This window comes from Burkholderia sp. MSMB0856, assembly GCF_001524645.2.
Lineage (GTDB): Bacteria > Pseudomonadota > Gammaproteobacteria > Burkholderiales > Burkholderiaceae > Burkholderia > Burkholderia diffusa.
This window is the reverse complement of sequence record NZ_CP013428.1, coordinates 241,418-260,590: the sequence shown is the minus strand read 5'-3', so window position 1 is coordinate 260,590 and position 19,173 is coordinate 241,418. Positions and strand designations below refer to the sequence as shown.

17 protein-coding genes are annotated in these 19,173 nt (G+C 66.7%); 8 read left to right on the top strand and 9 right to left on the bottom strand.

Features of this window, described 5'->3' with window-relative positions:
- Positions 1 to 47: 47 nt before the first annotated feature.
- The 3 genes from WS87_RS18770 to WS87_RS18760 form a co-directional block, all read right to left on the bottom strand.
- Positions 48 to 1,199: a branched-chain amino acid ABC transporter substrate-binding protein gene (locus WS87_RS18770; RefSeq protein WP_059819714.1), complete on the bottom strand. Its 1,152-nt coding sequence runs from the start codon at positions 1,197 to 1,199 to the stop codon at positions 48 to 50.
- A 427-nt stretch (positions 1,200 to 1,626) separates the two neighbouring features.
- Positions 1,627 to 1,818, bottom strand: a complete 192-nt coding sequence (locus WS87_RS18765) for a CsbD family protein (RefSeq protein ID WP_059532268.1) — start codon at positions 1,816 to 1,818, stop codon at positions 1,627 to 1,629.
- A 155-nt stretch (positions 1,819 to 1,973) separates the two neighbouring features.
- Positions 1,974 to 3,518 carry a helix-turn-helix transcriptional regulator gene (locus tag WS87_RS18760; RefSeq protein WP_059819715.1) on the bottom strand — a complete coding sequence of 515 codons (1,545 nt, stop codon included), beginning with the start codon at positions 3,516 to 3,518 and terminating at the stop codon, positions 1,974 to 1,976.
- 404 nt (positions 3,519 to 3,922) lie between these two features.
- On the opposite strand from WS87_RS18760, the gene WS87_RS34015 reads away from it, so the two are divergent.
- Genes WS87_RS34015 through WS87_RS18750 form a run of 3 tightly spaced genes read left to right on the top strand, consistent with a single transcriptional unit; the run spans position 3,923 to position 4,743 of the window.
- Positions 3,923 to 4,087, top strand: coding sequence for a hypothetical protein (locus tag WS87_RS34015; protein WP_167357956.1), 165 nt, complete (start codon positions 3,923 to 3,925; stop codon positions 4,085 to 4,087).
- Between the two features lie 57 nt (positions 4,088 to 4,144).
- Entirely contained in the window at positions 4,145 to 4,492 is a 348-nt protein-coding gene (locus tag WS87_RS18755; RefSeq protein WP_059819716.1) for a BON domain-containing protein, read from the top strand.
- Positions 4,493 to 4,545: 53 nt separating this feature from the next.
- Positions 4,546 to 4,743 carry a CsbD family protein gene (locus WS87_RS18750; RefSeq protein ID WP_059819717.1) on the top strand — a complete coding sequence of 66 codons (198 nt, stop codon included), beginning with the start codon at positions 4,546 to 4,548 and terminating at the stop codon, positions 4,741 to 4,743.
- Between the two features lie 228 nt (positions 4,744 to 4,971).
- Here WS87_RS18750 and WS87_RS18745 read toward each other — a convergent pair whose 3' ends face one another.
- Positions 4,972 to 6,000, bottom strand: a complete 1,029-nt coding sequence (locus WS87_RS18745; protein ID WP_059690385.1) for a DUF1338 domain-containing protein — start codon at positions 5,998 to 6,000, stop codon at positions 4,972 to 4,974.
- 227 nt (positions 6,001 to 6,227) lie between these two features.
- Here WS87_RS18745 and WS87_RS18740 point away from each other — a divergent pair, with 227 nt between their 5' ends.
- A complete protein-coding gene (locus tag WS87_RS18740; protein ID WP_059819718.1) occupies positions 6,228 to 7,178 on the top strand; it encodes a LysR family transcriptional regulator in 951 nt (316 codons plus the stop codon).
- Positions 7,179 to 7,419: 241 nt separating this feature from the next.
- Here the strand turns inward: WS87_RS18740 and WS87_RS18730 are convergent, their stop codons facing one another.
- Positions 7,420 to 9,549 (bottom strand): TonB-dependent receptor, encoded by a 2,130-nt coding sequence (locus WS87_RS18730; protein WP_059819719.1) that lies wholly within the window; start codon positions 9,547 to 9,549, stop codon positions 7,420 to 7,422.
- A gap of 925 nt (positions 9,550 to 10,474) precedes the next feature.
- On the opposite strand from WS87_RS18730, the gene WS87_RS18725 reads away from it, so the two are divergent.
- Positions 10,475 to 12,103 (top strand): NADP-dependent glyceraldehyde-3-phosphate dehydrogenase, encoded by a 1,629-nt coding sequence (locus WS87_RS18725; RefSeq protein ID WP_059819720.1) that lies wholly within the window; start codon positions 10,475 to 10,477, stop codon positions 12,101 to 12,103.
- A gap of 91 nt (positions 12,104 to 12,194) precedes the next feature.
- Here WS87_RS18725 and WS87_RS18720 read toward each other — a convergent pair whose 3' ends face one another.
- Positions 12,195 to 12,827 (bottom strand): LysE family translocator, encoded by a 633-nt coding sequence (locus tag WS87_RS18720; RefSeq protein ID WP_059819738.1) that lies wholly within the window; start codon positions 12,825 to 12,827, stop codon positions 12,195 to 12,197.
- Between the two features lie 620 nt (positions 12,828 to 13,447).
- On the opposite strand from WS87_RS18720, the gene WS87_RS18715 reads away from it, so the two are divergent.
- The gene (locus WS87_RS18715) at positions 13,448 to 13,771 is read left to right on the top strand and encodes a hypothetical protein (RefSeq protein WP_059466123.1); all 324 of its coding nucleotides are present in this window, start codon (positions 13,448 to 13,450) and stop codon (positions 13,769 to 13,771) included.
- A 36-nt stretch (positions 13,772 to 13,807) separates the two neighbouring features.
- Here WS87_RS18715 and WS87_RS18710 read toward each other — a convergent pair whose 3' ends face one another.
- Positions 13,808 to 15,043, bottom strand: a complete 1,236-nt coding sequence (locus WS87_RS18710; RefSeq protein WP_059819721.1) for an NADH:flavin oxidoreductase/NADH oxidase family protein — start codon at positions 15,041 to 15,043, stop codon at positions 13,808 to 13,810.
- Between the two features lie 78 nt (positions 15,044 to 15,121).
- Between WS87_RS18710 and WS87_RS18705 the strand changes: the two genes are divergently transcribed.
- Positions 15,122 to 15,589: a MerR family transcriptional regulator gene (locus WS87_RS18705; protein WP_059819722.1), complete on the top strand. Its 468-nt coding sequence runs from the start codon at positions 15,122 to 15,124 to the stop codon at positions 15,587 to 15,589.
- A 113-nt stretch (positions 15,590 to 15,702) separates the two neighbouring features.
- Here WS87_RS18705 and WS87_RS18695 read toward each other — a convergent pair whose 3' ends face one another.
- Positions 15,703 to 16,539 carry an NAD-dependent epimerase/dehydratase family protein gene (locus WS87_RS18695; protein WP_059819723.1) on the bottom strand — a complete coding sequence of 279 codons (837 nt, stop codon included), beginning with the start codon at positions 16,537 to 16,539 and terminating at the stop codon, positions 15,703 to 15,705.
- Positions 16,540 to 16,652: 113 nt separating this feature from the next.
- Between WS87_RS18695 and WS87_RS18690 the strand changes: the two genes are divergently transcribed.
- On the top strand, positions 16,653 to 17,756 hold the full coding sequence (locus WS87_RS18690; RefSeq protein WP_059690394.1) for a LacI family DNA-binding transcriptional regulator: 1,104 nt from the start codon (positions 16,653 to 16,655) through the stop codon (positions 17,754 to 17,756).
- Positions 17,757 to 17,866: 110 nt separating this feature from the next.
- Here the strand turns inward: WS87_RS18690 and WS87_RS18685 are convergent, their stop codons facing one another.
- Positions 17,867 to 19,159 (bottom strand): MFS transporter, encoded by a 1,293-nt coding sequence (locus WS87_RS18685; RefSeq protein WP_059819724.1) that lies wholly within the window; start codon positions 19,157 to 19,159, stop codon positions 17,867 to 17,869.
- Positions 19,160 to 19,173 lie beyond the last annotated feature (14 nt).

The following is a 19,173-nucleotide window of genomic DNA, read 5'->3' as shown; positions in this document are numbered from 1 at the left end:
TTCAGCACGTCCTGCATCGCCGCGAAAGTCCGCGCGCGTTCGGGTATTCAGTCCGCCGTTTGCGTGGTAACGGGCTGCCACGCGGCGTTCTTCACTTCATACAGCGTCGAGCTCGGGTTCTTCAGGTCGCCCGTGCTCGTGAACGCGATCGTGCCGGTGATGCCGTCGTAGCGCGTGCCCTTCAGCGCGCCGTTGAAATCGGCCGGCTTCGTCGAGTTCGCCTTCTGCATCGCGTTGATCGCGATCCACGTCGCGTCGTACGCGAACGGCGCATACGCGAGCATGTCGACACCGTATTTCTGCTTGAATTTCGTTTCGAACTGCTTCCCTTTCGCGAGACGCGCGAGCGGCTGCCCGTATTCCCAGACGGCCGCGCCTTCGGCCGCGTTGCCGGCGAGCTTGATGAAGTTCGCGTTCATCACGCCGCCGCCGGCCAGGAACTGCGCGCGGATGCCGAGCTGACGCATGCGCTTGACCAGCATCGCAGACTGCGCGTCGAGGCCGCCGAAAAACACCAGGTCGGCATTCGTGCTCTTGATCTTGGTGAGCTGCGCGCTGAAGTCGACGGCCTTGTCGTTCGTGAATTCGCGCGCGACGATCGTGCCGCCGTTCGCCTTCGCGGCCTTTTCGAATTCGTCGGCTTCGCCCTGGCCGAACGCGGTGCGGTCGTCGATGATCGCGATGCGCTTCGCCTTGGTCACGCTCGCCGCATACGCACCGGCATTGCCGGCGTTCTGCGCGTCGGTCGCGATCACGCGATAGACGGTGCCAAGGCCGGCGCGCGTGATGTCGGGATTGGTCGCCGACGGCGTGATCATCGGAATGCCGGCCTTCGCGTAGAGCTTCGACGCGGGCAGCGTCGTGCCGGAATTGAAGTGGCCGATCACGACGGCCACCTGCGCGTCGGTCAGTTGCTGCGCGGCCTGCACACCGATGCGCGGATCGCTCTGGTCGTCCTGCGACGCGACGACGAATTTCACCGGCTTGCCGCCGATCGTCGTGTGCGCGGCGTTCGCCTCGTCGACGGCCATGCGCACGCCGTTCTCGATGTCCTTGCCGTATGCGGCGCCGCCGCCGGTCAGCGGCACGGCCACGCCGACCTTGACGACCGTCTCCTGCGCGTGGGCCGCGCCGGTCTGGAACGCGAGGATCGCGGCGGTCAGTGCAATGCCGGAAAGCGAACGAATGCGGAACGTCATCGGCCAATCCTTCTTCTGTGGGTCGGGATGCGACGCGCGATCATCGCGCGCCGGCGACCTCCCGCGTGCCGGTGATTTTTCCGTCGCCGGCGTGCCGCCGATGGCGCATCACGTGCCGGTCGATCACCGCGGTTCCGTCTCCGGGAAACCTGTCGGCGCGAAAGAGGTGAACCGATTGTGGGTAGCCAATACGCGTGCAGCAAACGAAATATCGGAACTATGTTGTGAGGAATTATCATCAAGTGCCGACGCTACCGAGGGCACGCGGCCCGCGCGACGGCGGGCCGGGAAGAGGAAATGTCAGCGGGATGCGCGCATGCCGCGCTGCATCGGGCCTGCCCGGGTAATGCAGATGGCGCATCATCGCCGTATCGGGCAGCGGCAACGCACCGCACATCGCGCGATTCGGTCGCGGGCGCCGGGCCGGTCAATGCCTGTCGGTGCCCGTCTGCTTGCGCACCGCATCGGCCGCCTCGCCGGCCTTCTCCTGAATCTTGCCAGCCTGCTGTTCCGCCACGCCTTCCGCTTCCGTCTCGCGGTCGCCCGTCACCTTGCCGAGCGCTTCCTTGACCGAACCCTTCACCTGTTTGAGTTTGCCTTCGATGCGATTCCTGTCCATGGTCGTCTCCTGCGATGAGTTGGGGAGAGAGCCGACGGCACGGCAGCCTGCGCCGCACCGCCGAGTGGACAGGATCGCAGCCGCGCGCCATGCGCGGCAGATGCGGATGCACCAGCCTGCATGGTGCATTCGCACCGATGGCCCGACGCCCGGCGTCAGTCCTTGCCGTTCGCGCCGCCCTTGTCGGCGCCCTTCTCGCCTCGCGCGCCGTTCGCGTCGGATGCGCCGACGATCCCGCGCTCGCGCGCCCATACGATCGCCTCGCCGCGGCTATGCACGTCGAGCTTCGCGTAGATCGTCGCGACGTGATTGCGGACCGTGTTCGGCGCGAGCCCGAGGCGCGCGGCAATCTCCTTGTCGGCGAGGCCGTGACACAACAGGTCGAACACGTCGCGCTCGCGCGCGGTGAGGTCCGACAGCTGCGCGCCCGCGTCCGGCGCATTCGCGCGGCGCACGTTCGCCAGTTTTTCGATCAACGTGCGGCTGAACCACGACGCGTCCTGCATCGCGGTCTCGATCGCATAGACGAGTTCCATCTCGGTGCGCTTGCGATCGCTGATGTCGAGCAGCGCGATCAGCAGGCAATCCTGCCCGTGAATCGCGACCGGTTCGGCCGACACGACGCAATCGCGCACGTCGCCGTCGCGCGTGCGGATCTGCACGTCCGCGTTGCGCACGTTGCCGTCGCGCGCGAGCTGGCTGTCGATGCACTGCCGGGCGCCGCGTTCGGCCCACAGCCCGATCTCGTCCGCGGACTTGCCGAGCAGATCGTCGCGCGCATGGCCGGCCATCGCGACGAAGGCATCGTTCACGTCGAGCAGCTCGAAGCGGTCGGCCGTGACGATCGCGGTTGCGACCGGCGCCATCCGGAACGCCTTCGCGAAACGCTCTTCGCTCTGCCGCAGCGCAAGCTCGGCCTGCTTGCGCGGCTCGAGATCCATGAACGTGAACAGCATGCACGCCTCGCCGTTCATGTCGATCGGCTGACCGGCGACCACCACCGCTTTCGTGCCGCCGTCCGCGCGCTTGAGCACGGCCTCCATCTGCGGGATCGTCGCGCCCTCGCCCAGCCGCTCGATCGCGAGTTCGCGCCGCTCGGCGTGTTCGAGCACGTCGAGTTCGTAGACGGAGCGGCCGAGCACGTCGTCGCGCGCATGGCCCGTCATCTCGAGGAAGCCTTGATTGACCTTCACGTAGCGCAGGTCGTCGAGCCGGCAGATCACGGCCGGCGCCGGGTTCGCGTTGAACGTGCGCTCGAAGCGGTCCTCGGCGCTCGCCCATTCCGTCGCATCGTGCAGCACGAGCGCGAGGCAGTCGGGCTCACCGGCCGCGTTCGTCAGCACGAGGCTGCGGATGCGGTGAACCCAGCTCACGTTCTCGTCGGCGGCCGATTCGACTTCGACGGTCACGTCGCTGAATTCCTCGCCCGCGATCACGCGATCCATCGGATAGTGGCCGTCGCGCACCGGATGGTTGTTCCGGTAGCGCAGCCGGAAGCGCTCGCGATACTCGGTGACGTCCGCGCCGAGCGCGTCGAGCTCGGTGACGCCGTGCATCGCGAGCGCGGCCTCGTTCGCCCACACGATGCGCTGGTCGGGTTCGATGAGGATCACGCCCTCGGTGAGCCCCGCGATGATCTGGTGCAGCTGGCGCCGGTCGGTATGCGACTTGAGCGCCTGTTCGTTGACTCGTTCGTCCATGGGTCGGTGGTCCACGTGGTCGACAGGGTTGCCGGGTCGGTCGCGTCCGCGCCGATGCGCGCCAGCCTGCTCCGGCCGGCGCGTGCACGCGATGATCGCGTGCGGCCGACGCAAGCGACAGGCGCGGATGCACCATGCGCAATAGTACATTCGCATGCCGCACAGGCTGCGTGCGCCATCCCGCCGAGCCGCGCGCGGCACGGCTTGCGCGCCGGCATCCCGCATCGCGCGCATCACCACGCACACGACGCACTTCCCGTTCCCGCTCCTTCGTTCCGTCCCCGTGCAAACGCACTAGCCGATCCGGTGAATTTGCGCGATGTCCGCGTGCATTCGCGCCGGTACGCTGGTACTGCATCGGCGCCCACGCGCCGCCCTTTCATACCGCAGAGGAGGATCACCTGATGAAGCTCCATCAGACACCCGATCCGACGCGCCCCGAGCCGGCCCCGGACAATCCGCCCGAACCCTCGCCCGGCACCGATCCGCCGGTGCCGCTGCCGCCCGACGTGCCGCGCCCCGACATGCCGCCGCGCGAGCCCGGCTACGACACGCCGATCGCGCGGTAACGCGCGGTGCGCCTGCGCAGATTCCCCATCCACCACGCCAATCGAAGGAGCACATCCATGAACAAGACCTCGAACCTGTCGGCGCTGCTCGCCGTCAGCGCGGCGTTCCTGCTTTGCGCCGCTCCGCTCACGAACGCACAGGCGGCGTCGTCGACCGACGACGGCATGAAGACCGAATCGAACCAGCCCGTCACCGACACGTGGATCACGACCAAGGTGAAGAGCGAACTCGCGACCACGGATGGCGTGAAAAGCATCCACGTCGGCGTGAAGACGGTCGACGGCGTCGTCACGCTGACGGGCGTGCTGCCGTCGAGGGTTGCGGTGAAGAAGGCCGTCGCCGTGACGCGCTCGATCAAGGGCGTGAAGCACGTCGACGCATCCGGCCTGAAGGCGAAGGCCTGAACTGTCGCGCGGCCGAGCGTCGCGCTTTTTTCCCCTTACTCCAGGAGCACACCATGAACGAAGACAAGATCAAGGGTCAATGGAAGCAGCTGACCGGCAAGCTGAAGGCCAAGTGGGGCAAGCTGACCGACGACGATCTCGCGGTCGCCGAAGGCAACCGCGACTATCTGACCGGCCGGATCCAGGAACGTTACGGGATCGCGCGCGACGAGGCCGAGAAGCAGTTGAAGGAATTCGATCGCGAGCTTTGACGCGCCGGTCGTCTCACCCCGCCGCGATGCGTCCTGCGTCGCGGCCACGCGGAGGACCACGACATGGGCAAATATCTGATCGCATGGCTGCTCGGCGTACCGCTCGGCGTGCTGGTGCTGTTCTATCTGGTCACGCACCTGTTCTGACGATCGCGGCGTCCATCCAATGCAAACGGGCCGGCGGCTGTCATCAGCCGCCGGCCCGTTCGTCTGCATGCGTCGTCGCGCTTACTTCGCCGCGTTCGCCGTCATCTTGAAGATGCCTTGCGCGTTGCCCGCGTCGAAACGCAGGTCCGTCACCCAGCGGCGCGCCGCCTGGTCGAACGTGCGACGGCGCGTGATGAATTCGTAGAACGAGCCCGGCACGTTGCGCTTCACGGTCCCGCCGTCGCGCGTGCGGAATTCGCGCTCGACGATGTCCGCGCGATACGCGGTCTGGAACACGCGGCCCGAACGCGAGCGCTCGACTTCCGGCTTCATCGGCCGACCCTTCGCCTTCTCGTCGTCGGACAGCTTGAACACGTCGGTCACGCGATCGGTCGCGTGGTTGAACGCGTTGCCTTCGGTCGCGATCCACGCCATTTCGGCCGATTCGAGCAGCAGCGTCTCGTAGTCGAGTTCGCTCGGCAGGTCGTGCTGGCGCGCGAACGCGCCGACGATCTCCGGCAGCAGCGCATGCGCGGCGTCGAGCGGCAGCCAGCCTTCGCGCTCGATCTCCCACAGCAACGCGACGGCCGCCGGCGACAGCGGATCGCGCGACGAGCTCACGACGTTCGTCACGGCCTGCTGGAATTCCCGGGAGAAGCGCTCGGGATGCAGTTCGCTGACGAAGAATTGCGCGATCTCGTCCGGCGCATCTTCATGCGCATACGCGCGGCCGGTCATGCCGAGCTTGTCGAGCGGATAACGGCCGTTCAGGCGGAAGCCGAGCGGACGCAGGATGCGCGTGAACGCGGCTTCGCCCGGCGGCAGCGCGCCCGTGTGCGGCCAGCGCACCGTGCGCAGCGCGCCGTGGTCGAAGTAGACCGAGCCGCCGTTTTCGATCGCGTCGGCCGTGTATGCGCGGCCGTTCGCCGAACGTTCGAGCAACCCTTCGAACAGCGCCATGTTCATCGCCTGCGCGATCTCCGCGCGCGTGACGACGTCGGTTTCCCATTCGTCGAGGATGGCCGGCATGTTCAGGGTCGCGAACAGGGCGTCGGTCTTCGCCTGTCCCAGCAGCTTCGTCAGCAGGCTCTCGATATTCGGATTGCGCATCAGGATTCTCGTGTTCGGGGGACCGCCGGCAAGCGTGCCGGCAACTCGAATGGCCGGCCGCCCAGCGGGCGCCTGGCCTTGCGTGGGATGCATTATTCAAAGGGTTGCAGCGGGGCGTAAAGCGAGATTAAATTGACACGTGATGAGTTTTTGGAATTATCGGCCGTCTCCGCATTCGTCCTCCGGCCCGCCGCGAGCGGGTCCGTTCGTCAGACAAAACGAGCATCATGCGCAAATTCAAGATCCCCAACATGGGTGCGCTCGTGGCTTTCGAAGCCGCGGCGCGCCACGAGAGCTTCACGCACGCGGCCAAGGAGCTGTTCCTGACCGAAAGCGCGGTATCGCGGCAGATCGCGACACTCGAGGCGAGCCTCGGCGTGCGGCTGTTCGCGCGCGTGAAGCAGCGCGTCGTGCTGACGCGCGCCGGCAAGCTGTACGGCACGCAGGTGCGGCGCGCGCTGGAGGCGCTCGATCGCGACACGCTGTCGATCATCGCGCACGGCAGCGGCGGCGGCTATCTGGAGCTCGCGGTGCTGCCGACCTTCGCGTCGCACTGGCTGATCCCACGCATCAAGAGCTTCTACGACCGCACGCCGGACGTGCGCGTGAACATGGGCAGCCGCACCGACCTGTTCTCGTTCGAGGACACGCACTTCGAGGCCGCGATCCACTACGGCAAGCCGACCTGGCCCGGCACGTCGTCCGACTACCTGTTCGGCGAGGAAGTCGTGCCGATCTGCTCGCCCGCGCTGCTCGACGGGCCGGTCGAGCGCGTGGAGGATCTGCTCGCGTATCCGCTGCTGCACTCGACCACGCGTCCCGGCGCTTGGGCGCAGTGGTTCGAGACGCATGGCGTCGAGGACATCCGCACGATGCAGGGCGTGCGCTACGAGCTGCACACGATGCTGATCAGCGCGGCCGCGGCAGGGCTCGGGATCGCGCTGGTGCCGAAGTTCTTCGTCGAGGAACAGTTGCAGCAGCTCGGCCTCGTCGTGCCGTGCGACGCGGCGACGGTCGGCGATTCGGCGTACTACCTCGTGTATCCGACGGAGTTCAGTCACAGCAAGCCGCTGGAATCGTTCCGTGCGTGGTTGCTGGAGCAGGCGAGCGCGTATGCGGCGCCGGGTCGGGAGGAGGAGGATGACGGCGACGCGGAAGATGACGAGGACGTCGAGTAACAGCGCTTCCGGCTATTTACGGTACGGCGCGGCGGCATTGCATGCGTGCCGCACCGGCACACCGGCCGCGACGACCCTCACCAGCCGCGCACTGTCAGGCGTTTCCAGCCCCGGGCACGCCGTGTTCAGATCGCGGATCACGAGTGTCGCGCCCCCGTCGAAGAGGCATATCCCGTCTGGCCGGGGGGCGGGCCATCACGACGATGACCCGCATTGTCGCGCACCACATGCGTGACGTGCGTCACATGTGCCACTTCACCGTGGCGGTCAGCGTACGCGGATCGCCGGGCATGTTGTACAGGTCCGCGTTGCCGTGCGCGGCGATGAAGTAGCGGCGATTGAACAGATTGTCGAGCGTGAGCGTCACGTCGACCTTCTTGCTGCGATAGCCGGCCCCCAGGTTGAATACGGTAAACGACGGCAGCGTGACCAGATCGCTCGCCGACGTATAGCGCGCCGACTGGAACTGCATGCCGGCCGCCGCATAGAAGCCGTACGGCAGCTCGCGCTTGAGCCACAGGTTCGCGCTGTGGCGAGGCATCAGCCCCGGCGTGTTGCTCGACACCGTGAGGCCGGCCGCCGTCGATTGCGGGGAGCCGTCAACCGTGCCGTTCATATACGCGTAACCCGCATACACCGACCACTTCGGCGTAATCTCGCCGGTGAAGCCGAGTTCCATCCCGCGCACGTGCTGCGTGCCGATCGGCAGCGCATAGCCCGGGTTCGCCGGGTCGCCGATCTGCTGATTGGTCTGGCGCATGTCGAACAGCGCAACGCTGGCCGTCGCCTTGCCGCCAAGGTCGAAGCGCGAGCCGACTTCATACGCGGTGGTCTTCTGCGGTGCGAGCGCGGCGCCGTTCGCGAACGCGCCGGAACTGATCAGCGTATCGGCCAGCGGCGAGAACGACTGGCTGAACGAGCCGTACAACGTCAGCCATTCGAGCGGTTCATAGATCAAGCCGACGCGCGGGCTCCACGCGTGATCGGTCCGGTCGAGATTGACGTTCGACGACGTGTAGTCATGCCGGATCTGGCTCAGGTAGTCGAAGCGCAGGCCCGCGAGCACCTTCCAGTGTTCGGTCAGCGAGATCAGGTCCTGCGCGTAGACGCCCGTGAGCCCGACCACGGTCGACGCGTTCGTCTTCGCCGGCGCGCCGGTCGGCACGCCGGGCAGGACCACCTGCTGCGGATTGAAGAGATCGTAGGTCGCGACCTTCGTCACGCTGTAGACCGTGTCGAATTTCTGCTGCTGCGAGAGTTCGAGCCCGTACAGCAGCTCGTGACGCATGCCGAACAGCGATGTCTTCTGCGTGAGCTCAAACAGCCCGTCGATGCCGTGGTCGGTGCGCTGGCGCGTCGACTGGTCGAGCGTGACGACCGGATGCGCGGACGTCCTGATCGGCTCGAACGTCACGTAGTTCTTGCGTTCGAGCGAGAAGTCGTACGCACGGATCGCGCCGTGAAACGACAACGAATCGCTGATGCGATGATCGAGCGACACCGTCGCGCTCTTCGCGGAGATGTCGTTGTATGAGCTGTTCCCCCCATCGGCCGAACCGAAATACGTGTTGATCGGCACATCGACGGGCCGGCCGCGGTACGCTGGCAGCCCCTGGTCCGACGTACGGCGATCGTGCAGATAGTCGAATTCGACGTTCAGCACCGTGTCGCTGTCGAGCTTGAACTGCGCGGACGGCGCGATCGCCTGCCGGTTGAGCTGAAACTGGTCGCGGAAGCTGTTCGAGTTTTCGGCTGCGCCGGTAAGGCGAAAGCGTGCGGCGTCGTTCGCATTCCAGCCGAGGTCGAATTCGCCGCGCCGCTCGCCGCGCGTGCCGAGCGTCACGCCCACGTCGTTCACCGGGTTCGCCTGCGGCCGCTTCAGCACGCGGTTCACGATACCGCCCGCCGAGCCGCGCCCGTACAGCACGGCAGCCGGCCCCTTCAGCACCTCGACGCGATCGACGTTCGACAGGTCGCGGTAGTACAGCGCATCGTCGCGAATGCCGTCGACGTACTGGTCTGTAATGCTGTTGAAGCCGCGGATCGTGATCTGGTCGCGCTGGCCGTCACCCACCGAGAAGCCGACGCCCGGCACGTTGCGCAGCGCATCCTGCATCGACGTGGCGTTCTGGTCCTCGATCACCGCGTGCGGGACAACGTTCACCGTCTGCGGCACGTCCATCAGCGACATGTCGGTCTTGGTCGCGGCGCGCGAGCGGCCACCGTCATACGACGCGTGGTCGGCGGCCGCGTTGACGGAGATCGCGGGCAGGGTCGCGGCGGCATCGCTCGCCTGGGCAAACGAAGTGCGGGCGCCAGCCAGCGCCGTGGCGATCAGAAGCGCATGACGGGCGCTCTTGTTGAGTTTCATCGTGAACGTAGAGGTGTCGAATAAAAACGGCGAACGGGAACGTGTCCGGCCAGCGCGCGACTCGCGTGGCGAATCGACCGACGAAGCCCGTTCCTTCAGGAAGACGACGCGCGCGGAGGACCGCCCCGTCGTGCCTGCCGGGCGGCACGACCGGCACGAAAAAAGCCGTAACGTGTCATCACGGCTCGTAATGAGGCGAAATAATAAACGAGAATGATTCGTGTTTTTAGTTAATTTTCGGCGTGTCGCCTGCCCGCAACGCGAACGCGCATTCGCGCCTCACATTCCTGACGAATGCCTTTCTGTTTTGCGCTATCGAGCCGCTTGGCTCGCATCAAAACGAAAGGACTCAATCAGCCGCAACGTGCGGTAGCCGCTATGAAAAAAGGTGGACTCGGGGAGACTGCGGCGGGGAAGGAACGCTGAAGAGGATCACGAAGGATCGGGCCAAGCAGGCGGGACGCATTCAAAGTCCGGTGCGCGCCGAGCCGGGCAACCCCGACCCGGCGCTCCGGGCAGCCGACCTCGCTTCGGCAGCGCGGCGGACCTTCTCTCTTTTCTTCACTGCGTATGTTTTCTCTCAGGTTCCGGGGCAATTTTTTCTTCGCCGCGTCGGGCCATTATCCGCCCAATCCGGCCGAAGTGAAACGTTTGCGCACGCTCTACGCCGCTTATACCCGCCATTCGGACACATTCCTTCAAATCGCTTACGCGTCGTGCAATCGCATTCGGCAAATCTTGCAATCGGTTCGGCGTTCCTTTTAAATGGAACTGGTTCCATTCCGCGTTTCGGCCACGCCGTCGCGTGACGCCACGTGACGCCGCTTCGTCCGCGCGTCATGATGCCGATTCAGGATCGAGGATCGTTCAGCTCAGGATTCCGCATCGCCCGTCCTTCCCGGACACCCCGTCAAACGAGACCGTCATGCCCGATTCCGCCTCCCTGCAGCAGCTGTTTCCCGCCTATCAAGACATCCCCGCCGAGTTTCGGCTCGCCGCGCCGATCCACCAGCGCGTGTCGCTGGTCGACGGCGAGTTGCGCCCGTGGGACGGCGCGACCAAGACCGTGCTGTCGCCCGTGTGCGTGCGCCAGCCGGACGGCAGCGTCGCGCAGATGGAAATCGGCAGCTATCCGGTGATGGGCGAGACGGAAAGCGATGCGGCGCTCGACGCCGCGGTGCGCGCGTACGACTCGGGCCGCGGCGAGTGGCCGACGATGAAGGTCGAGCAGCGCATCGCGTGCATGCAGGACTTCATCAAGCGGATGGTCGCGCAGCGCGAGCTGGTCGTGAACCTGATCATGTGGGAGATCGGCAAGAGCCTCGCCGATTCGCAGAAGGAGTTCGACCGCACCGTCACGTACATGACGCAGACGATCGACGCGCTGAAGGAGCTCGACAACGCGAACTCGCGCTTCGTGATCGCGGAAGGCACGATCGGCCAGATCCGCCGCACGCCGCTCGGCGTCGTGCTGTGCATGGGGCCGTACAACTATCCGCTGAACGAGACCTTCGCGACGCTGATCCCCGCGCTGCTGATGGGCAACACCGTGGTGTTCAAGCCGCCCCAGTACGGCACGCTGCTGTTCGAGCCGCTGCTCGAGGCGTTCCGCGACGCGTTCCCGAAAGGCGTGATCAACACGATCTACGCGCCGGGCACGGTGGTCGTGCCGCACATGCTCGCGTCGGGCAAGATCAACGTGCTCGCGCTGATCGGCTCGAGCAAGGTCGCCGATCACCTGAAGAAGCAGCATCCGAAGTCGCACCGCCTGCGCGCGATCCTCGGCCTCGATGCGAAGAACGCGGCGATCGTGCTGCCCGACGCCGATCTCGATCTCACCGTGAAGGAATGCCTGCTCGGCGCGCTGTCGTTCAACGGCCAGCGCTGTACCGCGCTGAAGATGCTGCTCGTGCATCGCTCGATTGTCGACGAGTTCCTGAAGCGCTTCACCGCCGCGCTCGAACAGTTGAAGATCGGCATGCCGTGGGAGAAAGGCGTCAGCATCACGCCGCTGCCGGGCATGCATCGCACCGCATACATGACCGACGCGATCGACGACGCGAAGGCCAGGGGCGCGCAGGTCGTCAACCATTCGGGCGGCGAATTCAGCAAGACGCTGTTCTACCCGGCCGTCGTGTATCCGGTGTCCGAAGGGATGAAGCTGTATCGCGAGGAACAGTTCGGCCCGATCATTCCGGTCGCGCCGTTCGACGACGTGGAAACCGCGCTCGACTACGTGACGACGTCGGAGCACGGCCAGCAGGTCAGCATCTTCGGTTCCGATCCGGCGCAGATCGGCGCGCTCGTCGATCCGCTCGTGAACCAGGTGTGCCGCGTGAACATCAACTGCCAGTGCCAGCGCGGGCCGGACGTGTTCCCGTTCGCGGGGCGCAAGGATTCGGCGGAAGGCACGCTGTCGGTGACCGACGCGCTGCGCGCGTTCTCGATCCGCTCGATGGTCGCGGCGAAGCAGACCGACGGCAGCAAGCAGCTGCTCGATTCGATCGTGTCGGATCACTACTCGAAGTTCGTCAACACCGGCTTCATTTTCTGAAGCGCCGAAGCCGATCCGCCGCGTGTTCGCGCGGCGGATCGCTCGTCTGGTTGCACGCGTGCGGGCTGTCCGCTCACACGTTTCACACGATTCAAACGTTCGACGCCAGCAACCGGATCCCCGCCACGCCGAAGACCACGGCGAGACACGCTTCCATCGCGCGGCGGCCGCGCACGTATAGCCGGCGTGCGCCGTCCGTCGAGAACACCAGCGCATAGCCGCCGAACACCAGGCATCCGATCGCGATGCAGCCCGGCACGACCGCGCCGTGCGACGCGCCCGCGCCGTTCGACGACAACGCGACGATCGACACCCACACCAGGATCGCTTTCGGATTCGTCAGATGCAGCATCGCGCCGCGCACGTAGAAGCGCGACAGCTTCCGGTCTGCCGTCGCCTTCGGCGTGGCCGCCGCCTTGGCCGACCACGCGGTGCGGCCCGACTTGAACGCGAGCCACAGCAGGTACACGCCGCCGAACAGCTTGATCGCGACCAGCAGTTGCGACCATGCGAGCAGCGCGGCCGACACGCCCAGCGCGGCCACCGTCGCCCAGAACATCGAGCCCGAGATGACGCCGAGCGCGAACACGAGCGCCGCCTTGCGGCCGTGGTTCGCGGCGACCGACATGATCGCGAGATTGCTCGGGCCGGGGCTGGCCGTACCGACGAAATAGGCCGTGTAGGCCAGCAGCAGATTGGCCGAGAAGAAGGCGTGGACGCTCATATCGAACCTCGCGGAGATGATGCGGTGATTGTTCGCAAACACGGCGCGGCTGCCCATGGACAGTTCTCCGGTTATTCGCTGGGCCAGTTGGGCGGCGCGCGCGACACAGGTTGCGCACGCATCCGGCATGCGGCGAACGAGACGTCTCGGATATGAAACATCCGGCGCATGCGTCGCGAGCGTTCGTCGTGAGGTGGGTGACGCCGCGGCTCGCCGCGCGAGACCGTCCCGACCTCGGGCCGACGCCCGGAGCGGCACCGGCACACGCGCGACACGACATTCCCCCGGTTCGTCGACGAAACACACGGCCCGTTTCAGCCCGGCGTTACGTTACATCGATGAAGCATTTCATTCGTCCGGCCCCTGCCGCGCTGCCGCTCGCGATCGCACACGGCGTATGGACGCCCTTCTCGATTTTTCGTGAAAGCCAGTATCGGCGGGACGCGGTGACCGCCGCCGCGCCCCGCGTCAACATTGCTCAACACTTCGATCGCGGGGCTGGTACGGAACCTGCATTCCCATCGGATGACAATCGCGCCGCCGATCGGCGCGGACATGAACCCGGATCGGGGCCTCCATCGGACACGCCCGAACGATCCACGCAAGTTATGAGGCTCTTCATGGATGCGCTGCCCAACTCATCCGATACGTCGTTCCAGATCTTTCTCGCGAAACTGCTCGAACAGCCGCAGCCCGAATGGACGGAAAAACAGCAGATGGAACTCGAGATGGCACGCACGCTGTCGACCCAGATGGTCAACTACGCGGAAGGCATGCGCGGCGGCAACGCGGATCTCGCGCGCTGCCTCGTGCTGTTGCGCTATGCGAAGGTCCTCGACTTCATGCTGACGTCGCTCGCCGCGCACCGCGACATTCATCCGCAGACGCTGCGCACGCTGTTCCGGCTCGCGAACCTGAAGGTCGACGATGCGTATCCGGTGTGAGCGGGCATCGGGCAGCCCGACGCCGCGCCTTCGCGGCTAGCGCGCCGCCCGCCCCGCCATCCACTTGCGGTAACGCCGCGTCTGGCACTGCGCGGCGAGTTGCTGCGACACCAGCGCGCGCAGCGGCGACACGCCCGGGTGCGTGCGCCGCCCGACACTCAACCGCGCGAGCTGAAACTTCACGACGGCCATGTTCGCCAGCGCACCCAGCGCCTTGTTCTTCCAGCGGATCGGCTGCAGCGCCGGCGCGCTGTCCTTGCCGGCCTGCCAGTCGCGCGGCAGGTTCGGCTCGATCGACAGCGCGGTCGCGATGCCGACCATCGCCACGCCGCTGGCGACCACCTGCTCGGCCACCGCGCGGCGCCGGATCCCGCCCGTGACCATCAGCGGCATGGCCGCGACGGCCGTGATGTCCCGCGCGAATTCGAGGAAATACGCTTCGCGGGCCAGCGTGCGTCCGTCGCGCGCCTCGCCCTGCATCGCGGGCACTTCGTAGCTGCCGCCCGACAACTCGACGAGGTCGACGCCGAGCGGATTCAGCAGTTCGACGACGCGCTTCGCATCGTCCGCACTGAAGCCGCCGCGCTGGAAGTCGGCCGAATTCAGCTTGACCGACACGACGAACGCCGGCGACACGGTCGCGCGCACCTCGCGCACGATGTCGAGCAGCAGCCGCGCGCGATGCTCGATGCTGCCGCCCCACGCATCCTGCCGGCGGTTCGTCAGCGGGGACAGGAACTGGCTCAGCAGATAGCCGTGCGCCGCGTGGATCTGCACGCCGGTGAAGCCGCTCTGCTCGGCGAGCTGCGCGGCGCGCACGAAGCGCTGCCGCACGTCGACGATGTCGGCTTCCGTCATCTCCTTCGGCACCGGGAACTGCTTCGACAGCACGCCGAGCGCGAGCGGCACGGCCGACGGCGCGAGCGTCGTCTGGCCGAGCGCCGCCTGCATCTGGCGCCCCGGGTGGTTGATCTGCATCCACGCGTGCGCGCCGCCGGAGCGCGCGACCTGCGCCCAGCGCCGGAAGCGGTCGAGATGCGCGTCGCTGTCGAGCACGACGCCGTTCGGCCCCGTCATCGCGCGGCCGTCCACCATCACGTTGCCGGTCAGGATCAGGCCTGCCCGGCCGTCCGCCCACGCCTGGTACAGGCGCAGCAACGCGTCGGACGGCGCGTGGTCCGCATCGGCCATGTTCTCTTCCATCGCGGCCTTGGCGAGCCGGTTCGGGATCACCGCGCCATTGGGCAGCGTGAGGGGCGCAAACAGGTTCATGGTGGACATCCTCGATTGACGATGCCCAACCATAACTTTAAAGTCAGCTTCAAGGTCAAGCCCCTCTGGAGCACAACGATGAAGATCGGCGAGCTGGCGCGAACCAGCGGCATCGCGGCGTCGCGCATTCGCTTCTACGAAGCGAGCGGCCTGCTCGAGCCGGCGCGCCGGCAGGCGAACGGTTATCGGGAATACGGGCCGGAAGCGCTGACACGGCTCGCGATCATCGACCGCGCGCAGCGCGCGGGCTTCGCGCTCGACGAGATCCGCGCGGTGCTGCCGCCCGATCTCGGCGCGTGGCCGCGCGACGAACTGTTGCAGGCGTTGCGGCACAAGGTCGACGAAATCGCGCTGCTCGAACAGCGGCTCGCGCAGAACCGGCGCAACCTGCAGGCGCTGATCGACGAGATCGCGAACAAGCCCGCCGGCGAGGATTGCGCGGGCGCCGCGCAACGCATGCTCGACAAGCTGTGCAAGGAAGCGGCCGAGCTGGAATCGGCGCCGGCAACCGTGCCGCACCCGCGGCCGATCCGCAAGCGCGCGTGAGTGGGTCGCGCGGCACGCGAGCGGCCCGTTGAGCCTGATCGACGGCGTGGACGAACGGCACAACGCGACGGACATCCTGCGCTGATCCGCGACGCCGGCGGCGCCCGCGATGCTTACTTCGCGTTGCGCTCCATCGGCTCGCCGACGACGAAACCGCCGCCCTGGTAGCGCTGCGCGGGATCGTCGTACTCGGCGGTCGGCGCCGTCACCGGGAACAGCCCGGCGAACTGCTCGGAGCTGTCCTGCGGCCGGTAGCCGAGGAAGCCGGTCTTCGTGTTGTCCCACCATTTCACCGGGTTGTCCGACACGCCGTAGACGATCGCGTGCCCGACGCGGTTCGTCAGCAGCGAGCAGCGCACGAGCTCGATGAAGTCGCGATAGCTGAGGAACGTCACCAGCATGCGCGGATTCTTCGGCGCCTCGAACGACGAGCCGATCCGCAGGCACACCGTCTCGATCCCGAAGCGGTCGAAGTAGTAGCGCGACAGCGACTCGCCGAAGCACTTCGTCACGCCATACAGGCTGTCCGGACGCTGCGGCGAATCGGCGTCGAGCACTTCCGTGACCGGATGAAAACCGATCGCATGGTTCGAGCTCGCGAACACGACGCGCTTCACGCCGTGCTTGCGCGCGGCCTCGTACAGGTTGTACGTGCCGGTGATGTTCGCATCGACGAGATCGTCGAACGGCGCGTCGACCGAAATGCCGCCGAGGTGGACGATCGCGTCGACGCCGTCGACGAGCGCCATCACCGCCGGTCGGTCCGCCAGATCGACGACCCGGATTTCTTCATGCGGGGCCGCGTCGTCGAGCGCGGCGATGTCGCTCACGCGCACGACGTCGGCCCAGTTCGCCAGCGCGCCGCGCACTTGACGGCCAAGGTTGCCGGCCGCGCCGGTCAGCAGCAGGCGCCCGAACGGCTTGCGTGCGCCGGTGGATGTGGCGTTCATCGAATCTCCTTGAATCTGTTCTGAAGTGTCCTGGACGTCGCCCGAAACCGGGTGGAATCAGGCGGAACCGGAAAACGTTTTCCAACTATACGCGGGACAAAAGCCGACCGTCAATGGTCGAATCCGCTCGCAGTCATCCGCACTTTCCCGATATCGGTCGGCGGCCGGACGCCGGCTTTTTCTGCCACAATCCGGTGCAATCGAACGAAAACGTTACCCTTCCGATGAAAAAAGTTTCCCCGACGATCCGCGACGTGGCGGCGGAAGCCGGTGTGTCGGTCGCGACGGTATCCAAGTATGTGAACGGCACGCAGCGCTTTTCGCCGACCGTCGAAGCGCGGCTCAAGGAAGCGATCGAGCGGCTCGGCTACCGTTCGAACCCGCTCGCGCGCTCGATGATCACCGGGCGCACGCGCACCATCGGCCTCGTGATCCTCGACATCAGCAACCCGCACTTCACGAACGTCGTCAAGGGCGCGAACCGCGTCGCGCTTCAACACGACTACACGCTGCTGCTCGTCGATACCGAAGAGAACCAGGCGCGCGAACGCTCGCTGATCGAGGCGCTCGCGCAACGCGTCGACGGGCTGATCGTCAGCACGCGGATGCCCGACGACCAGGCCGGCTGGATGCTCGACCTGCACAAGCCGCTCGTGCTGCTGCGTCGCAGCCCCGGCCTGCCGATTCCGAGCGTCGGCATCGACAACCGGCTCGCCACCTACATGCTCGCGCGTCACCTGCTCAATCTCGGCCATACGCGCATCGCGTACCTCGGTTTCGGCACCGCGCGCGTGAACGACGAACGGATCCAGGGCGCGCGCGACTGTCTCGCCGAAGCGGGGCTTACGCTCGACGTGCACGACGCGCATGCGCCGACCGCCGAGGCCGGCGAGCGCGCATGCTCGCGCGTGATGCTCGGGCCGCACCGCCCGCAGGCCGTGATCTGCTACAACGACCTGATCGCGCTCGGCTTCATGAAGGAAGCCGCGTCGCTCGGGTTCCGGCTGCCGCAGGACGTGTCCGTCGCCGGCGTCGACAACGTGCCGTACGGCGCATACGCGGCGCCCGCGCTGACCACCATCGACATCCAGAGCGAGAACATGGGCGAACTCGCGATGCAGAAGCTGATCGACGCGCTCGCCGGGCGCACCGACGCGAGCTATTCGACGTTCGAGCCGCGGCTGATCATGCGTGCGTCGACGGCCGCGGCCGGTTGAAGCGCGGTCGCGTCCGCCGCCTGGCGCCTCTTCGTCGTCGCGTCGCCTCCGTCCATCGCAAATGAAAACGCGCCGCCTCCGGGGCGGCGCGTTCGTTTTCCGGCATGCGATCAAGCGTCGAGCTTCGCGGGCTTCATCTTCGGCGTGAGCATGTGCATGACCGCCAGCGCGAGCAGATAGGCCAGCGCGCCGATCGCGAACAGCACCCAGTAATGGCCCGTGCGTTGCAGCACCTGGCCGATCACTTCCGAGAACAGCACGCCGCCGATCGAACCGGCCATCCCGCCGATGCCGACCACCGACGCGACCGCGCGGCGCGGGAACAGGTCGGACGCCGTCGTGAACAGGTTCGCCGACCAGCCCTGGTGCGCGGCGGCCGCGAGGCCGACGATCAGCACCGCGATCCACAGGCTCTGCACCTGCGTCACGAACGCGATCGGCAGCACGCAGCACGCGCAGATCAGCATCGCCGTCTTGCGCGCGCCGTTCACGCTCCAGCCCGCGCGCAACAGCATCGACGACAGCCAGCCGCCGCCGATGCTGCCGACCGTCGTCAGCGCATAGATGCACACGAGCGGCAGGCCGATATGCTGCATGTCCATCCCGCGCGACTCGTTGAGCCACTTCGGCAGCCAGAACAGGTAGAACCACCACACCGGGTCGGTCAGGAACTTGCCGATCAGGAACGCCCACGTTTCGCGCTTACGGATCAGTTCGCCCCAGCGCGGCGCGCCGGCATCCGCGTTCGCCGCGTCGAGCGCTTCGGCTTCGTCGCGCGGCTCGTCGTATTCCGCGGCGAGCGCGCGCGTGTCGGCCGTGCGATACATCACCAGCCAGACCGCGAGCCACACGATGCCGATCGCGCCGATGATCACGAACGCCGCGCGCCATCCGTAGGCCACCGCGATCGCCGGGATGATCGCCGGCGCGAACACCGCGCCGATGTTCGCGCCCGAATTGAAGATGCCGGTGGCGAGCGCGCGCTCGCGACGCGGAAACCATTCGGCCGTCGTCTTGATCGCGGCCGGGAAGTTGCCGCCCTCGCCGATCCCGAGCAGCGCACGCACGGCCGCGAAGCCCATCACGGAGCCGACCGCCGCGTGCAGCATTGCCGCGATGCTCCACACCAGCATCGCGACCGCATAGGAGATGCGCGTGCCGAGCCAGTCGACGATGCGCCCGAAGCCGAGCAGGCCGATCGCGTAGAACGCGGAAAACGCCATCACGATGCGGCCGTACTGCACCTGGCTCCAGCCGATGTCGTGCTGGAGCATCGGCGCGAGCAGGCCGAGGATCTGTCGATCCATGTAGTTGATGACGGTCGCGAAGAACAGCAGCGCACAGACGGTCCAGCGGTAGCGGCTGGCGGCCGCGCGCACCGCGCCGACGACGGCAGATTGCATGAGTGTCTCCGATG

Coding starts and splice junctions, on each gene's coding strand:
- WS87_RS18765 (WP_059532268.1), bottom strand. CDS start 1,818: ATGGACAGGAATCGCATCGAAGGCAAACTCAAACAGGTGAAGGGTTCG.
- WS87_RS34015 (WP_167357956.1), top strand. CDS start 3,923: ATGAAGCTCCATCAGACACCCGATCCGACGCGCCCCGAGCCGGCCCCG.
- WS87_RS18695 (WP_059819723.1), bottom strand. CDS start 16,539: ATGAACGCCACATCCACCGGCGCACGCAAGCCGTTCGGGCGCCTGCTG.
- WS87_RS18745 (WP_059690385.1), bottom strand. CDS start 6,000: ATGCGCAATCCGAATATCGAGAGCCTGCTGACGAAGCTGCTGGGACAG.
- WS87_RS18685 (WP_059819724.1), bottom strand. CDS start 19,159: ATGCAATCTGCCGTCGTCGGCGCGGTGCGCGCGGCCGCCAGCCGCTAC.
- WS87_RS18760 (WP_059819715.1), bottom strand. CDS start 3,518: ATGGACGAACGAGTCAACGAACAGGCGCTCAAGTCGCATACCGACCGG.
- WS87_RS18715 (WP_059466123.1), top strand. CDS start 13,448: ATGGATGCGCTGCCCAACTCATCCGATACGTCGTTCCAGATCTTTCTC.
- WS87_RS18740 (WP_059819718.1), top strand. CDS start 6,228: ATGCGCAAATTCAAGATCCCCAACATGGGTGCGCTCGTGGCTTTCGAA.
- WS87_RS18720 (WP_059819738.1), bottom strand. CDS start 12,827: ATGAGCGTCCACGCCTTCTTCTCGGCCAATCTGCTGCTGGCCTACACG.
- WS87_RS18710 (WP_059819721.1), bottom strand. CDS start 15,043: ATGAACCTGTTTGCGCCCCTCACGCTGCCCAATGGCGCGGTGATCCCG.
- WS87_RS18730 (WP_059819719.1), bottom strand. CDS start 9,549: ATGAAACTCAACAAGAGCGCCCGTCATGCGCTTCTGATCGCCACGGCG.
- WS87_RS18690 (WP_059690394.1), top strand. CDS start 16,653: ATGGTCGAATCCGCTCGCAGTCATCCGCACTTTCCCGATATCGGTCGG.
- WS87_RS18750 (WP_059819717.1), top strand. CDS start 4,546: ATGAACGAAGACAAGATCAAGGGTCAATGGAAGCAGCTGACCGGCAAG.
- WS87_RS18705 (WP_059819722.1), top strand. CDS start 15,122: ATGAAGATCGGCGAGCTGGCGCGAACCAGCGGCATCGCGGCGTCGCGC.
- WS87_RS18770 (WP_059819714.1), bottom strand. CDS start 1,199: ATGACGTTCCGCATTCGTTCGCTTTCCGGCATTGCACTGACCGCCGCG.
- WS87_RS18755 (WP_059819716.1), top strand. CDS start 4,145: ATGAACAAGACCTCGAACCTGTCGGCGCTGCTCGCCGTCAGCGCGGCG.
- WS87_RS18725 (WP_059819720.1), top strand. CDS start 10,475: ATGCCCGATTCCGCCTCCCTGCAGCAGCTGTTTCCCGCCTATCAAGAC.